Source organism: Enorma burkinafasonensis (assembly GCF_902150035.1).
GTDB classification, from domain to species: Bacteria; Actinomycetota; Coriobacteriia; order Coriobacteriales; family Coriobacteriaceae; genus Enorma; species Enorma burkinafasonensis.
This window is the reverse complement of the sequence record NZ_LR597527.1, coordinates 1-15,659: the sequence shown is the minus strand read 5'-3', so window position 1 is coordinate 15,659 and position 15,659 is coordinate 1. Positions and strand designations below refer to the sequence as shown.

Below are 15,659 nucleotides of genomic sequence, written 5' to 3'. Positions count from 1 at the left end.
TCCGGACATGCCGTCCTCCGATCTCCCGGGGCCGGCCGATCCGGCCCTCAGGGTATCGGGTTCCCACATTCATCCGCACATGTGCGGATGAATGTGGGAGGTGTTCGGATAAAGTTGATAATCAAGGGCGGCGGGTTGGTTGGGTGATGAATGTGCCGTCCGCGTTGGCACGCTGGGATTATCTGCTATCATGCTAGAACTGTGCGCCTTGTGCGGGCGTGGCGGAATTGGTAGACGCGCTGGATTTAGGTTCCAGTGGGCTTCCCGTGAAGGTTCGAGTCCTTTCGCCCGCACCATCGCACCGCGGTCGCCCCATCCCGCCCGCAGGCGCGGCTCGGGCTTCCGCCGACCTAAGGACAAGGGGTACCCGGCGCCCGAGGATTCGCCGGGCATGCAAGAGGAGGAACGTTGAACATCACCGCTTCTGACGTCGAAAACCAGCAGCTCACCGCCACGGTCACCATCCCCGCGGCCGACGTCGACGCCGCGATCAAGAAGGCCTACCGCGAGGCCGCCAAGAAGTATCGCTTCCCCGGCTTCCGCCCCGGCAAGGCTCCGCGTCCGGTCATCGACAGCGCGCTCGGCGCCGAGGCCGTCCACGCCGACGCGACGAACTCCCTCATCGCCGGCAACGAGGCCGCCGTGCTGAACGAGCTCGACATCGTCCCCGTCAAGGACGGCGACTACCAGGACATCGAGCTCGCCAAGGACCACGAGGACTACGTCTACACCGTCGCCTTCAAGCTGCGTCCCGCCGCGGAGCTCTCGAGCTACGACGCTGTCTCCATCGAGATGCCGCCCGCCGAGGTCACCGAGTCCGAGATCGACGCCCAGATCGAGATGCTCCTGGGCTACCAGGCGCGCTTCGAGGACGTCGAGGACCGCGGCATCGAGCAGGACGACTTCGTGACGCTCGCCATCCAAAACGTCAAGGGCGCCGAGGACCTCGCCTCCGAGAGCCGCTACGTCATGGTCGGCTCCGGCAGCGTCCCCGCCGCCATCGATGAGGGCATCCGCGGCATGAAGAAGGACGAGGCCAAGGAGATCTCCTGGACGCCCGAGGAGGAGGGCGCTGAGGAGAAGACCGTCGAGGTCACCGTCACGAGCCTCAAGACCCGCGTCATGCCCGAGCTCACCGACGAGCTCGCCAAGACCGCCTTCGGCTTCGACGACATCACCGCCATGCGCGACGCCGTGAAGATCGAGATCGAGCAGGACAAGAACGCGCAGCTCCCCGGTCTCAAGGAGAACCGCGCCGTCGCCGAGCTCGCGAAGCGCCTCGAGCTCGAGGAGATGGACGCCGACTACGCCGAGACCGTCTTCAAGGAGCTCGGCCAGACCTTCCTGCAGAACCTCGCCGCGCGCGGCATGAGCCTCGACCAGTGGCTCCAGGCCAACCGCATCACCTCCGAGCAGTTCCTCGCCGACCTGCACCAGCAGGCCGACGACGTCGCCCGCGAGTCCCTCGCCCTCGACGCCCTCGCGCGTCACCTCGAGATCGAGGTCACCGAGGAGGATGTTGACAAGGAGTTCGAGAACGCCGGCGTCGAGGATGCCGAGGCCTCCAAGGCGAGCTTCATCGCCGAGGGCCGCATGCCCGCCGTGCGCGACTCCATCCGCCGCTCCAAGGCGTGCGATTGGCTCGTGGAGAACGCCCAGGTCACCGAGGTCGATCAGACCGCCAAGACCGAGGATGACGCCGAGTAGGCGATGCCGCTCCCGCGTGTGTGAATGCGCGCGAAACGGGTAGAGTATGATACCGGGTAACCGGTTGAGCGTACGGTGGCTGGCCGAGCGGTCGGGCACCGTACGCGTTTTTGGAACGATGGAAGGGAATCGCATGATCGACAGGATCGATTCGGCGCTCGTGCCCTACGTGATCGAGCAGACGCCGCGCGGCGAGCGCAGCTACGACATCTACTCGCGCCTCCTGAACGACCGCATCGTCTTTCTGGGCGAGGAGATCAACTCGGTGACGGCGAACCTCGTCGTCGCGCAGCTGCTTCACCTCGAGAGCCAGGACGCCGAGAAGGACATCTCGCTCTACATCAACTCGCCGGGCGGCGAGGTCTACTCCGGGCTCGCCATCCTGGACACCATGAACTTCATCAAGCCCGACGTCTCGACCATCTGCATCGGCATGGCCGCGTCGATGGCCGCGGTGCTGCTCGCGAACGGCGCCAAGGGCAAGCGCTTCTGCCTGCCCAACTCGATGGTCATGATCCACCAGCCGAGCGGCGGCGCCCAGGGCCAGCAGACCGAGATCGAGATCGCGGCCCAGGAGATCAAGGAGAACCGCCGCAACCTCAACCAGATCCTCGCCGACGCGACGGGCCAGCCGTTCGAGAAGGTCGAGCTCGACACCGAGCGCGACCACTACATGCGCGCGACCGAGGCGCTCGAGTACGGCCTCGTGGACCGCATCATCGCCTCGCGCTCCGACGCCGCCAAGGCGGGCGCGTGATGCCCGGCAGCGGCAGGGGGGAGCTGCCCCCCACCTACCACGGCGACATGATGGACGGCACCATCCGCTGCTCGTTCTGCGGCAAGGAGCAGGGCCAGGTCCGCAAGCTCGTGAAGGGTCCCAACAACACGTTCATCTGCGACGAGTGCGTCGCGGCCTGCGTCGACATCCTCGAGGAGTCGCTCGCGAACGACTTCATGGCCGCGAACCCCGGCGTCACGCCCGAGATGCTCGCGAGCATGGGCTACGAGCTCGAGCCCGAGGAGGCGGCAGATGATGCCGAGGAGGCGGGCAGCAGGCAGGTCATCACGCACGTGCCCACCCCGCACGAGATCTACGACGAGCTCTCGCAGTACGTGATGGGCCAGGAGGACGCCAAGCGCGCGATGTCGGTCGCGGTCTACAACCACTACCGCCGCGTGATCGAGGGCGGCGCCGCCGAGGGCGCCCACGACGAGAGCGACGGCCGCCGCGCCGCGAAGCCGGCGGGCAAGCACGCTGTCGACAACCTCGCCGACGTCGAGCTCGCCAAGTCGAACATCCTTCTGCTCGGCCCCACGGGCACGGGCAAGACGCTTCTCGCGCAGACGCTCGCGCGCATCCTCGAGGTGCCCTTCGCCATCGCCGACGCCACGGCGCTCACCGAGGCGGGCTACGTGGGCGAGGACGTCGAGAACATCCTCCTGAAGCTCATCACCGCCGCCGATGGCGACATCGAGCGCGCCCAGGTGGGCATCATCTACATCGACGAGATCGACAAGATCGCCCGCAAGGCCGAGAACCTCTCCATCACGCGCGACGTGTCCGGCGAGGGCGTCCAGCAGGCGCTCCTGAAGATCCTCGAGGGCACCGTGGCGAGCGTCCCGCCCCAGGGCGGCCGCAAGCACCCGCAGCAGGAGCTCCTGCAGATCGACACGACGAACATCCTGTTCATCTGCGGCGGCGCCTTCGTGGGGCTCGACAAGATCGTCGCCGACCGCGTGGGCAACAAGGGCGTGGGCTTCAACTCCGAGATCGCCGGCCCCACCTCGACCGACGAGAACGACCTGCTCCGCCAGGTGCTGCCCCAGGACCTCAACTCCTTCGGCATGATCCCCGAGTTCATCGGCCGCACGCCGGTCATCACGCGCACGCAGGCGCTCGACGAGGACGACCTCGTGCGCATCCTCACCGAGCCGCGCAACGCCATCGCCAAGCAGTACCGGCGCATGTTCCAGCTCGAGGGCGCCGACCTCGCCTTCGAGCCCGAGGCGCTCCACGAGATCGCCAAGCTCGCGCTCGCCCGCAAGACCGGTGCGCGCGGCCTGCGCTCGATCTGCGAGGACGTGCTCCAGCAGACTATGTTCGATCTGCCGAGCGAGGAGGGGGTCGCGCGCGTGGTCGTGACCGCCGCCTCCGTGCGCGGCGAGGAGCAGCCCCGCCGCGAGGCCGCCTAGCGTCTGCGCCCGGCTCCAAGATGTGGATGCGCTCCCATCGCGTCGGGATGCATCCGCGATATTGCGCTACCATGGGATGGGCCCGCGTGGTCCATCCCATTCCCGTTGAGGGGGCACGATGTACGTTCTGTTCTTCATCATCAGCTTCGGCGCGTCGATCATCGGCGCGATCTGCGGCATCGGCGGCGGTGTCATCATCAAGCCCGTCCTCGACGCCTCGGGAACCCTGCCCCCCGGCACCATCAACTTCCTCTCGGGCTGCACGGTGCTCGCCATGACGTGCTACTCGGTGCTGCGCAACCGCCTCTCGGGTTCCACCTCGATCGACACGAAGCACACGCTTCCGCTCGCGATCGGCGCCACGGTGGGCGGTCTTGCGGGCAAGCAGCTGTTCGACATCGTCGAAGGGCTTTTCGCAGCGCCCGAGATGGCCGGAGCGGTCCAGGCGGTCGCGCTCGGGATCATCACGCTCGGCACGCTCGTCTACAACCTGAACAAGCCCAAGATCAAGACGCTTGAGGTCGACGGCACCGTCGCCTGCCTCGTGATCGGGTTCGCGCTCGGCGTCATGTCGTCGTTTCTGGGCATCGGCGGCGGCCCCATCAACCTCGTGGTGCTCTTCTATTTCTTCAGCATGGCGACCAAGCTCGCCGCGCAGAACTCGCTCTTCATCAGCCTGTGCTCGCAGGCGGCGAGCACCGTCACGAGCCTGCCCACCGTCGATCTGGGGAGCATCAACCCGCTGCTCATCGCCGGCATGATCGCCTGCGGCATCATGGGCGGCATCTGCGGCCGCTCCATCAACAAGCGCATCGACGAGCAGCACGTCGACAAGCTCTTCAGCGGGCTCATGATCGTCATCGTGCTCATCTGCGTGTACAACTTCGCGCGCTACACCATCCTGTAGGCGACGCGCGATGGAGCACGAGAGACGCAAGATTCACCCCGAGATCCCGCTCAAGGACCAGCGGCGCATGGTGTCCATGGACGCCCGGCGGAGCCTGCGCAACGTGGGCGAGAGCGCGCGGCTCATGGCGCTCGTCGTCATCGTCTCGGTCTCGATGGGGGCGGTGGCCTGGCTCTTCCTCACGTGCCTCGACGCCGTCACGGCGTTTCGCGCGGAGCATCTCGCCTCGTTCGCGCTGCTCCCCGCCGTGGGGGTCTTCACGGCGTGGCTCTACCGCACCTACGGCGGCGAGGCCGCGCGCGGCAACAACCTCGTCATCGATTCCGCCGTCACCGGGAGGCGCATCCCGTGGGTCATGGCGCCGTTCACGTTCGTGTGCTCGGTCGCGACGCACCTCGCGGGCGGCTCGGCGGGACGCGAGGGCACGGCGGTCCAGATCGGCGGCACCATCGCCGACGTGGTCTCGAAGCTCTGCAGGCTCGAGCCGCATGACGACCAGGACCTCATGATGGCCGGCATCTCCGCCGCGTTCGGCGGGGTGTTCGGCACGCCGCTCGCGGGCGCGTTCTTCGGCATGGAGATGTGCTACATCGGCAAGCTCCACTACGGCGCGGGCATCTACTGCCTCGTCGCCTCGTTTGCGGGCGACCTCGTCGCGACGGCGCTCGGGGCGCCGCGCGAGGCCTATCCCATCGGCCTCATCCCCGAGCTCGACGCGCGCGGCATCGTGTACGCCGTCATCGTCGGGCTCGCGTGCGGTATCGCGGCGCGGCTCTTCTCGGCCGCCATCCGCGCGGTGCGGCGCTTCTACAGCAGCCGCATCACCGGCTACCTCACCGCCGCCCTCGCGGGCGCGCTCGCGCTTCTCCTCGTCTACGTGGCCTTCGGGCTCTACCGGTACGCGGGGCTCTCCTCCTGGCTCATCGAAGCCGGGTTTGCGGGGGAGACCACGCCCCTCGACGCCGCGGTCAAGCTCGTCGTGACGGCGCTCACGCTCGGGGCGGGCTTCCAGGGCGGTGAGGTGACGCCGCTGTTCGGCATCGGCGCGGCGCTCGGCGGCTGGCTGGGCCAGGTGCTCGGCGCGCAGCCGTCCTTCATGGCGGGCCTCGGGCTCATCGGGATCTTCGGCTCGGCGCTCAACGTGCCCATCACCACGATCATGCTCGGGGTCGACCTCTTCGGCGGGTACGCGGCGCCCTACTACGTCATCGTCTCGTTCGTGGGCTACATCGTGGCGGGGCACCGCGGCGTGTACCCCGCGCAGCGCATCGTCACGCCCAAGTGGCGCTCGCTCGGCGAGGACCAGGGCGACACGGTCGAGGCGGCGATCGAGCGGCACGGGTCCGAGCTCGAGCGCGCGGACGAGGACGACCACCGCTGACGTGGGCCGACGGTGTGCGCCTCGTGCGCGCGGCGCGCATGGCGTATGATGCTGGCAGGGATATCCGCCACCGAGACCACCGAGAGGCCCACCATGGAGATCGACCGCGCCCTCACCACCCAGCCGCTGCTCTTCCAGGACAACCGCGTCGAGCGGTTCTACACGGGCGGCAGGCTCCTCAACGAATGGCGCGGCATGCCGCCCGTCGAGGACAGCCATGCCTGCGAGGAGCTGCTCGTGACCTCCGACGGCGCGATCCGGGCGGGCAAGCCGGCGGGCTACGGCGTGAGCCGCACCATCCCCGAGCAGGGCGGGGTGCCGCTCGACGAGCTCATCGCCGCCTACCCGGACGAGATTCTGGGCCCGCGCTTCCAGGCGTTCAACCCCGGGCAGCTCGCCGTGCTCGTGCGCGCCGGCGACACCACGGTGCGCATCGTCATGCAGTGCCACCTCACCGACGAGAACGCCCGGCGCTACTTCGGCATGGCGCGCGGCAAGGCCGAGGCCTGGTACATCGCGCGGCTCCGCGGCGGCGTGGACGAGCGCTACGTCTACGCGGGCTTCAAGCCCCATGTCACGCCCGAGCTGTGGCGCGAGCTCTTCGAGCGCCAGGATATCGACGCCATGGTCGGGTGCCTGCACATGATCCGGGTCCGCGAGGGCGACGAGATCCTCATCCCCGCGGGCATGCCGCACTGCATGGGGCCCGGCTGCCTGTTCGTCGAGTACCACGAGTGCAACGACGTGACCATCCGCGCCGAGCGCGTGATCGGCGGCCAGCGCATCGATGACGCCGAGCTCTTCCATGGCCTCTCGGCGGACGAGGGCCTGGCGCTCTTCGACTACACCACCTACGACGACGCGGCCATCCGCGAGCGCTGCGTCATGGTGCCGCGCCTGCTCGAGCAGACGGGGGAGTACCGCCTGCGCGCGCTCATCGGGCCCGACCGGGCCGAGGGCTTCGAGGTCCAGGCGGTCGACCTCACCGGCGCCTATGAGCTGCCCGCGTTCGACGGCCACCGCGTGCTCGTCGCCGTCGACGGCGACACGGCGCTCGTCACGCGCGACGGCGCGCGGCGCATCCTGCGCCAGGGGAGCGGGGCGCTCGTCCCCGCCGCGTGCGAGGGCCTTGTGCTCGAGGGCGCGGGCTCGCGCGTGACCATCGGGCTGCCCCAGGTGAAGGGCTAGCGACGCCGCCCGTTCGCGGGCGGGTGCCGACCCCTCTATGCTATCCTCTTGAATCAGTGCACGTAAACGCCGGGCACGGCCCCGGCTCGAACATCCCAGCGGAAGGTGGCACACGTGGAAGAGATGCCAAAGACCTACGATCCGGCGTCTACCGAGCCCCAGATCCTCCAGAAGTGGCTCGATGGCGGCTACTACCAGCGTCGTCCCGGCGTGGGCGACTGCACCGTCGTGATCCCGCCGCCGAACGTCACGGGCATGCTCCACATGGGCCACGCGCTCGACGACTCGATCCAGGACGCCATCGTGCGCGAGGCCCGCATGCGCGGCCGCTCCACGCGTTGGATCCTCGGCACCGACCACGCCGGCATCGCCACCCAGACCAAGGTCGACAAGAAGCTTAAAAGCGAGGGCAGAAACCGCCTGGAGATGGGCCGCGAGGCCTTCATCGACGCCTGCTGGGACTGGACGCACGAGTACGGCGGCATCATCCAGAACCAGATCCGCCGCATGGGCTGCTCGGTCGATTTCGACGACGAGCGCTTCACCATGGACGCCGAGTACGCCGAGGCCGTGCGCCGCGTCTTCTGCGACTGGTACCATGCCGGCCTCATCTACCGCGGCAAGCGCATCGTGAACTGGTGCCCCAGCTGCACCACCGCGATCTCGGACGACGAGGCGGAGTACAAGGAGGAGCACGGCCACCTCTGGCACCTGCGCTACCCGCTCACCGAGCCCGTGAACGGCCAGGACTACATCGTGGTCGCGACGACGCGCCCCGAGACCATGCTCGGCGACACGGGCGTGGCCGTCTCGCCGAAGGATCCCGAGAAGGCCGCCTTCGTCGGCAAGACCGTCAGGCTCCCCATCGTCGACCGCGAGATCCCCATCTTCGCCGACTGGCATGTCGACGCGGGCTTCGGCTCGGGCTTCGTGAAGGTCACGCCCGCGCACGACCCCAACGACTACGCCATGGGCCAGGCCCACGACCTGCCGCAGGTGAACATCTTCGACGAGCACGCCGTCGTGGTCGAGGGCTACGGCGAGTTCAGTGGGCTCACCCGCGACGAGTGCCGCGAGAAGGTCGTCGCCTGGTTCGAGGAGCACGGCCTGCTCGACCATATCGAGGACCACGACCACTCCGTCATGCACTGCTACCGCTGCGACAACACGCTCGAGCCCTGGCTCTCCGAGCAGTGGTTCGTCGCCGTCGACAAGCTCAAGGGGCCGGCGACCGAGGCCGTCACCTCGGGTGCCATCCGCTTCAACGCCGAGCGCTGGAAGCAGTCCTACCTCACCTGGATGGAGAACCTCAAGGACTGGTGCATCTCGCGCCAGCTGTGGTGGGGCCACCGCATCCCGGTCTTCTACTGCGAGGACTGCGGCTGGGGGGACGCGCTCATGGAGGACGCGCACGTGTGCCCCGTCTGCGGCTCCACCCACGTCCACCAGGATGACAACGTCCTCGACACCTGGTTCAGCTCGCAGCTGTGGACCTTCGCCACGCAGGGCTGGCCGCAGCATCCCGAGCAGCTCGAGGGGCACCATCCCACCACGGCGCTCGTCACGGCGCGCGACATCATCGCGCTGTGGGTCGCCCGCATGATCATGAGCTCGCTGTACTTCCTGGACGAGGTGCCGTTCCGCGACGTTGTCATCTACCCGACGATCCTCGCCAAGGACGGCAGCCGCATGTCCAAGTCGAAGGGCAACGGCGTGGACCCCATGGACCTCATCGACATGTACGGCGCCGACGCCATGCGCTTCAACTTGCTGTCGCTCTTCACCAACAACCAGGACGTCAAGTTCGATGCCGACATCGACAAGAAGACGCATGAGTTCAAGGGGAGCCCGCGCACCGAGCAGGCGCGCGCCTTCGTGACCAAGATCTGGAACGCGAGCCGCTTCCTCCTCATGAACATGGAGGGCTACACGCCCGGCGAGCCGCGCGTCGAGACGCCGGCCGACGCGTGGATGATGAGCCGCCTCGCCAAGATGGTTAAGGGCGTCACCGAGGGCATCGAGGGCTACACGTTCGGCGACGCGGCACGCAGCATCCAGACCTTTTTCTGGAACGAGGTCTGCGACTGGTACGTCGAGGTCACTAAGACCCGCCTGCGCGAGGACGGCGCGCGCCTCCAGGCCCAGCGCAACCTCATCTTCGTGCTCGACACGAGCCTGCGCCTCATGCACCCGCTCATGCCGTTCGTGACCGAGGCCATCTGGGACGCCATGCCCGAAAGCTGGCTCGACGTCGACGCGGAGACGGGGGAGACCCGCCGCGCCGAGGCGCTCATGGTCGCCGCCTGGCCCGAGCCCGCCGCCTTCGAGCGCTATATCGACGAGGACGGCGAGCGCGCCTTCGAGCTCGCCCGCGCCGTCGTGACCGACGTGCGCTCCACCCGCGCCCGCTACCGCATCTCGCCCAAGGAAGGGCTCGATGTCGCCATCCTTGCGCACAGCGAGGGCGCCGCGCGGGCCATCGAGGGCATGCGCGACTTCATCGCGAGCTTCGCCAACGTTCGCTCGCTTGCCATCACGCATGCGGATGCGCTCGACAAGCCCGAGGGTTCGATCGCGCTTGCCGGCCCCGATTTCGACGCCTTCGTGGTCGTAGGCGATTTCGTGGACTTCGCCGCCGAGCGCGCCCGCATCGAGAAGGAGATCGCCAAGGACGAGAAGGAGCTCGCCGCCGCCGAGCGCACGCTCGCCAACGAGGGCTTCATCGCCAAGGCGGCCCCCGAGGTCGTGGCGAAGAAGCGCGAGCGCGCAGACGAACTGCGCGCCCGTCTGGATTCGCTCGCGGGCCAGCTCGCGGACCTCGCGTAGGGGCCGCGCGCATACGGGGCGGGAGAACCCCGACAGTGGGTCCTGATGGCGGTGGCGTGCGGTGCGCGTCACCGCCGCTTCATGAGGGTCCGCGCGGGCGGACGCCGGCGTTCATGCGGATTGTATGGATAGGCGCCCGCGTGCGGCCCGTTTCACCTCGCCGGGCCGAATCCCTCTCGATTGCCGAGGAGAAACGCGTGCCCACGCGCTACGATGGATGGGCCATGCCACAGCGATGAGGGGAGTGCATATGGCGGAGTACAAGACCGATATCGAGATCGCCCAGGAAGCGGAGATGCTGCCCATCTCCAGGATCGCCGAGCGCGTGGGCCTTTCCGACGAGCAGCTCGAGCACTACGGCACGTACAAGGCCAAGGTCGACATCCATGCGCTCAAGGACCTGCCCCGCAAGGCCAAGCTCGTGCTCGTGACCGCCATCAACCCCACGCCGGCGGGCGAGGGCAAGACCACCACCTCGGTCGGCCTCGCCGACGCGCTCTCGCGCCTGGGCAAGAAGGCCGTGCTCGCGCTCCGCGAGCCCTCGCTCGGCCCCGTGTTCGGCGTGAAGGGCGGCGCCGCGGGCGGCGGCTACGCGCAGGTCGTGCCCATGGAGGACATCAACCTGCACTTCACCGGTGACTTCCACGCGATCGGCGCGGCCAACAACCTGCTCGCCGCGATGCTCGACAACCACATCCAGCAGGGCAACGCCCTCGGCATCGATCCCAAGCAGGTCGTCTGGAAGCGCGCCGTCGACATGAACGACCGCCAGCTCCGCCATATCGTGGACGGTCTGGGCGGCAAGGCCCAGGGCGTGCCCCGCGAGGACGGCTTCGACATCACCGTCGCCTCCGAGGTCATGGCCGCGTTCTGCCTCGCCGCCGACCTCATGGACCTGAAGGCGCGCCTGGGCCGCATGGTCGTGGCCTACACCTACGCCGGCAAGCCCGTCACCGCCTCCGACCTCCATGCCGAGGGCGCCATGGCGGCGCTCTTGAAGGACGCCATCAAGCCCAACCTGGTGCAGACGCTCGAGCACACCCCCGCGTTCGTGCACGGCGGGCCCTTCGCCAACATCGCGCACGGCTGCAACTCCGTGCAGGCCACCGAGTGCGCCCTCAAGCTCGGCGAGTACGTCGTGACCGAGGCCGGCTTCGGTGCCGACCTGGGTGCCGAGAAGTTCCTCGACATCAAGTGCCGCTACGCGGACCTCGACCCGGATGCCGTGGTCGTGGTCGCGACCGTGCGCGCGCTCAAGTACAACGGCGGCGTGCCCAAGGCCGAGCTCACGAGCGAGAACCTCGAGGCGCTCGAGGCGGGTCTGCCGAACCTTCTGCGCCACGTCTCGAACATCAAGGACGTCTACGGCCTGCCCTGCGTCGTGGCCATCAATGCCTTCCCGACGGACACCGCCTCCGAGCTCGAGCTCGTCGAGCGCAAGTGCCGCGAGCTCGGCGTGAACGTCGCGCTCTCCGAGGTCTGGGCCAAGGGCGGCGAGGGCGGCGAGGCGCTCGCGCAGGAGGTCATGCGCCTGTGTGAGGAGCCGCACGACTTCCGGTTCTCCTATGAGACCGGCACACCCATCGACGAGGCGCTCGAGGCCATCGCGACCAAGGTCTACCATGCGGACGGCGTGGACTACACGCCCGCGGCCAAGCGGCAGCTCGCCCAGCTCAAGGAGAACGGCTTCGGCAACCTGCCTGTGTGCGTCGCCAAGACCCAGTATTCCTTCACGGACGACCAGCACAAGTTGGGCGCCCCCGAGGGCTTCCGCATCACCGTGCGCAACCTCCGCGTGTCGGCCGGTGCCGGGTTCGTCGTGGCGCTCACCGGCGACATCATGACGATGCCGGGCCTGCCCAAGGTCCCCGCCGCCGAGAAGATCGACGTCACCGCCGACGGCAAGATCACGGGCCTGTTCTAACCTGACCGAACGCGCCCCGCAGCGCCCGGCCGCACGCGCATCGCGCGGCGCCGGCGGGCGGGGCGTGCCTTCGCGCATACGGATGCGCTGGAAACGAGGAGCATCTTGGACGAGAGAATCCCCAAACCCTCGAGCCTCTCCTGCGGGGAGTTCGCCTGTGCCCTCGCGGCGCGGACCTCGACGCCCGGCGGCGGCGGCGCGGGGGGGCTCGCGGGCGCGCTCGGGGTCGCGCTCTGCTCCATGGCGGCGCGCTTCTCGGCGGGCAAGCCGTCGCGCGCGGAGGTCGAGGACGACATCCGGCGGGTCATCGACGAGGCGGAGGCGATTCGCGTGAAGCTCGTCGGGCTCATCGATACGGATGCCGACGCGTTCGCCGCCTTCTCGCACGCCTACGCCTTCCCCAAGGACGATCCGCTCCGCGGCCAGCTCATCGAGGCAGCCGCGACGCAGGCGGCCTTCGTCCCCATCGAGACCATGCGCACGGTCGCCCGCTCGGTCGAGCTCCTTGAGGAGATGGAGACCTATTCGACGCGCCTGCTCATCTCGGACGTGGGGTGCGGCGCGGCGCTCGCCTCGGCTGCGCTCACGGCGGCGAGCCTCAACGTGTTCGTGAACACGAACATGATGAGCGATGCCGAGCACGCATCCGACATCAACGACGAGTGCGACCGCCTGCTCGACACCTACGTGCCCCGTGCCGACACGCTCGCGCGCCGCGTGGGCGCCCGCATCCGCGGGAGGGCGTGAGCCGTGGCGGAGCTGCTGCGCGGCGCGCCGGTCGCCGCCCGGATCACCGAGGAGCTCTCGCGTCGCGTGGACGCCCTCAAGGCGCGCGGCGCGGCTCCCCGGCTCGCCCTCGTTCGCGTGGGCGAGCGCGAGGACGACCTCGCCTACGAGCGCGGTGCCCTGAAGCGGGCCGAGAAGGTGGGCGTCGAGGTCGAGCGGCACGTGCTTCCCGCCGACTGCGCGCAGGCCGACCTCATGGCCGTGATCGAGGCGGTGAACGGCGACTCTGCCGTCCACGGCTGCCTGCTCTTCAGGCCGCTGCCCGCGCATCTCGACGAGGACGCCGCCTGCGCCGCCCTCGACCCCGCCAAGGACGTCGACGGCATCACGCCGGGCGCGCTCTACGGCGTCTTCGCCGACCGCCCGGTTGGGTTTCCGCCGTGCACGGCCGAGGCGGTCATCGAGCTCCTGGAGCGCTCGGGCACCCCGCTTTCCGGCGCGCGCGTGACGGTCGTCGGGCGCTCGCTCGTGATCGGCAGGCCGGTCGCGCAAATGCTTATCGCCCGTGATGCCACGGTCACGACCTGCCACACCCGCACGCGCGACCTCGCCGCCGCCTGCCGCGCGGCCGAGGTGCTCGTCGTCGCCTGCGGGCATGCGGGTACGGTTGGCGCCGACGCTGTGGCGCCTGGCCAGACGGTGGTCGACGTGGGTATCAACTGGGACGACGCCCAGGGCAGGCTCGTGGGCGACGTCGCCTTCGACGAGGTGGAGCCCATCGTGGCGGCGATCACCCCGGTACCCGGCGGCGTGGGCTCCGTGACCACCGCGGTGCTCATGGCGCACGTCGTCGAGGCGTGCGAACGATCCATGCGAAAGGATGACGATGGCAGTCGATAAACCGCGCGCCATGGCGGCGATCAGGGAGTTTCTGTTGGCGGTGGGGGAGGACCCGGACCGTCCCGGCCTCCTCGAGACGCCCGACCGCGTCGCCCGCGCCGCCCAGGAGGTCCTCGGCGGCTACGACGAGGACCCGGCCCACCACCTGCGCAAGCAGTTCAAGGAAAGCGACAACGAGGAGATGGTGATCGTCCGTGACATCCCGTTCTCGTCGCTGTGCGAGCACCATATCCTGCCCTTCACGGGCAAGGCGCACGTCGCCTACATCCCGCGCGCTGGCCGCATCACCGGCCTCTCGAAGATCGGGCGCTGCGTTAACGGCTACGCGCGGAGGCTCCAGCTGCAGGAGCGCCTGACGGCACAGATCGCCGACGCCATGATGGCCGAGCTCGACCCGCAGGGTGTGCTCGTGGTGCTCGAGGCCGAGCACATGTGCATGACGATGCGCGGTGTCAAGAGCGCGGGCGCGGTCACCATGACCTCGGCCGTGCGCGGCGTGTTCCGCAGCGACATCAGGACACGCGAGGAGGCTTTGCGCCTGCTCGGGCTGTAAGGCGCAGATAGGGACCGCGGGACCAAGGGGGGAAGGTCATGGGTCACAATGGGATGCGGCCGCTGCTCGCTCCGGCCGAGATCGAGGGCAGGGCCGAGGAGGCGGGGTTCGCGAAGGCCGCGCTCCCGCTCGGCCGCACGTTCGCGCTGGCGGTGCTTGCCGGCGCCTTCATCGCCCTCGGCGGGGCGTTCATGCTCGTCGTGCGCGCCGACGCGTCGCTGCCCTTCGCGGCGTCACAGGTGCTCGGCGGCCTGGTGTTCTGCCTCGGCCTCTTTCTCGTGCTCGTCGCGGGGGCCGAGCTCTTCACCGGCAACTGCCTCATGGTGTGCGGGCTGCTCTCCGGTCGCTACGGTGCGGACCGGGTGCTGCGCAACTGGTGCGCGGTCTACGCCGGCAACGCCGTGGGCGCCGTCTCTGTCGCCTGCCTGCTTTGGCTCTCCGGCTTCTTCGATGCCGGCAGCGGCGCCGTGGGGGCTGCGGCGGTGAGCGTGGCGCTCTCCAAGGCGTCCCTCGCGCCCCTTGCGGCCTTCACCAAGGCCGTCCTCTGCAACATGCTCGTCTGCCTTGCCGTCTGGATGGGCTTCTCCGGGCAGACCGTCACCGACAAGCTCGCGGCGGCGATCCTGCCCGTCACGGCGTTCGTCGCCCTCGGGTTCGAGCACAGCATCGCGAACCTCTTCTTCCTGCCGCTCGGGCTCATCGCCCAGGCAGCTGGGGTCGCCGGCGCAGGCGCGCTGGGCCTTGGAGGCGTGGCCGCGAACCTCGTGGTCGTGACGGCCGGCAATATCGTGGGCGGCGTGCTTATCGGGGCGCTCTACTGGTACGCGTACGCCCGCCGGGACGCATAGCATCGGATGCGATCCGTATAGGACCGGATCGCCCGTCCAGCCATCGAATGCGGCCCGTGCCCTTTGCCTCGCCGTCTCGCTCCGGGCAAGAAGCGGGTAGGGGGTATGGAAAAACCGCTGTGTACCTCGTATGTCGCGCGTTTCGACGACCCCTCAACGAATGATTCAAAGGGTTGATTTCCGATCCCAACCGAACACATTGAGCTGACGGCACGCTCCCGCAGTTAACCGAACGCCCCCGAGGTCCTATCCGGGCCCCGGGGGCGGCATTTTCCCAGTTGAAGGAATGGTGGAGATGTGTTTCGATGGGTCCGGTGGCCATGCTCCGCCCGCCGCCCGGCACCTCTTCCCAGACTCAGCCGGACGGTCGGTCCGTCTATTCCGTTTTTCTCCTAGGCTAGGCCAGCGGGGCATCGCCCCTCTCTGCGCGCGCCCTCTCGATGAGCCCCGGCGTCAGGTCGAGATCGCCGAGCGGCACGTCCTCCACGCCGTAGGCGTCCAGCAGC

Annotated in this window: 12 protein-coding genes and 1 tRNA gene; all 13 read left to right on the top strand. The window is 68.7% G+C overall.

The window, feature by feature from the left end; translation table 11 throughout:
- The first annotated feature begins 212 nt into the window (after positions 1-212).
- The 13 genes from FS885_RS09320 to FS885_RS09260 all read left to right on the top strand — a co-directional run bounded on the left by FS885_RS09320 (position 213) and on the right by FS885_RS09260 (position 15,153).
- Positions 213-296, top strand: a tRNA-Leu gene (locus tag FS885_RS09320).
- A gap of 112 nt (positions 297-408) precedes the next feature.
- Positions 409-1,707, top strand: coding sequence for a trigger factor (tig, locus tag FS885_RS09315; RefSeq protein ID WP_144744787.1), 1,299 nt, complete (start codon positions 409-411; stop codon positions 1,705-1,707).
- A 133-nt stretch (positions 1,708-1,840) separates the two neighbouring features.
- On the top strand, positions 1,841-2,464 hold the full coding sequence (locus tag FS885_RS09310) for an ATP-dependent Clp protease proteolytic subunit (protein WP_144744786.1): 624 nt from the start codon (positions 1,841-1,843) through the stop codon (positions 2,462-2,464).
- A 47-nt stretch (positions 2,465-2,511) separates the two neighbouring features.
- Positions 2,512-3,900: an ATP-dependent Clp protease ATP-binding subunit ClpX gene (gene clpX, locus FS885_RS09305; RefSeq protein ID WP_186365845.1), complete on the top strand. Its 1,389-nt coding sequence runs from the start codon at positions 2,512-2,514 to the stop codon at positions 3,898-3,900.
- A gap of 118 nt (positions 3,901-4,018) precedes the next feature.
- The gene (locus FS885_RS09300) at positions 4,019-4,807 is read left to right on the top strand and encodes a sulfite exporter TauE/SafE family protein (RefSeq protein WP_144744785.1); all 789 of its coding nucleotides are present in this window, start codon (positions 4,019-4,021) and stop codon (positions 4,805-4,807) included.
- 10 nt (positions 4,808-4,817) lie between these two features.
- On the top strand, positions 4,818-6,188 hold the full coding sequence (locus FS885_RS09295; protein WP_144744784.1) for a chloride channel protein: 1,371 nt from the start codon (positions 4,818-4,820) through the stop codon (positions 6,186-6,188).
- 48 nt (positions 6,189-6,236) lie between these two features.
- Complete coding sequence (locus FS885_RS09290; protein ID WP_144744783.1) at positions 6,237-7,376, top strand: hypothetical protein; 1,140 nt, start codon at positions 6,237-6,239, stop codon at positions 7,374-7,376.
- 123 nt (positions 7,377-7,499) lie between these two features.
- Complete coding sequence (locus FS885_RS09285) at positions 7,500-10,202, top strand: valine--tRNA ligase (RefSeq protein WP_144744788.1); 2,703 nt, start codon at positions 7,500-7,502, stop codon at positions 10,200-10,202.
- Between the two features lie 250 nt (positions 10,203-10,452).
- Positions 10,453-12,126: a formate--tetrahydrofolate ligase gene (locus FS885_RS09280; RefSeq protein WP_144744782.1), complete on the top strand. Its 1,674-nt coding sequence runs from the start codon at positions 10,453-10,455 to the stop codon at positions 12,124-12,126.
- A 105-nt stretch (positions 12,127-12,231) separates the two neighbouring features.
- The gene (locus FS885_RS09275; protein ID WP_144744781.1) at positions 12,232-12,873 is read left to right on the top strand and encodes a cyclodeaminase/cyclohydrolase family protein; all 642 of its coding nucleotides are present in this window, start codon (positions 12,232-12,234) and stop codon (positions 12,871-12,873) included.
- 3 nt (positions 12,874-12,876) lie between these two features.
- Entirely contained in the window at positions 12,877-13,752 is an 876-nt protein-coding gene (locus FS885_RS09270; RefSeq protein WP_144744780.1) for a bifunctional 5,10-methylenetetrahydrofolate dehydrogenase/5,10-methenyltetrahydrofolate cyclohydrolase, read from the top strand.
- A complete protein-coding gene (gene folE / locus FS885_RS09265; RefSeq protein ID WP_144744779.1) occupies positions 13,739-14,305 on the top strand; it encodes a GTP cyclohydrolase I FolE in 567 nt (188 codons plus the stop codon). Before FS885_RS09270 ends, folE begins: the two co-directional genes overlap by 14 nt.
- A 38-nt stretch (positions 14,306-14,343) precedes the next feature.
- On the top strand, positions 14,344-15,153 hold the full coding sequence (locus FS885_RS09260; RefSeq protein WP_144744778.1) for a formate/nitrite transporter family protein: 810 nt from the start codon (positions 14,344-14,346) through the stop codon (positions 15,151-15,153).
- Positions 15,154-15,659: the final 506 nt, after the last annotated feature.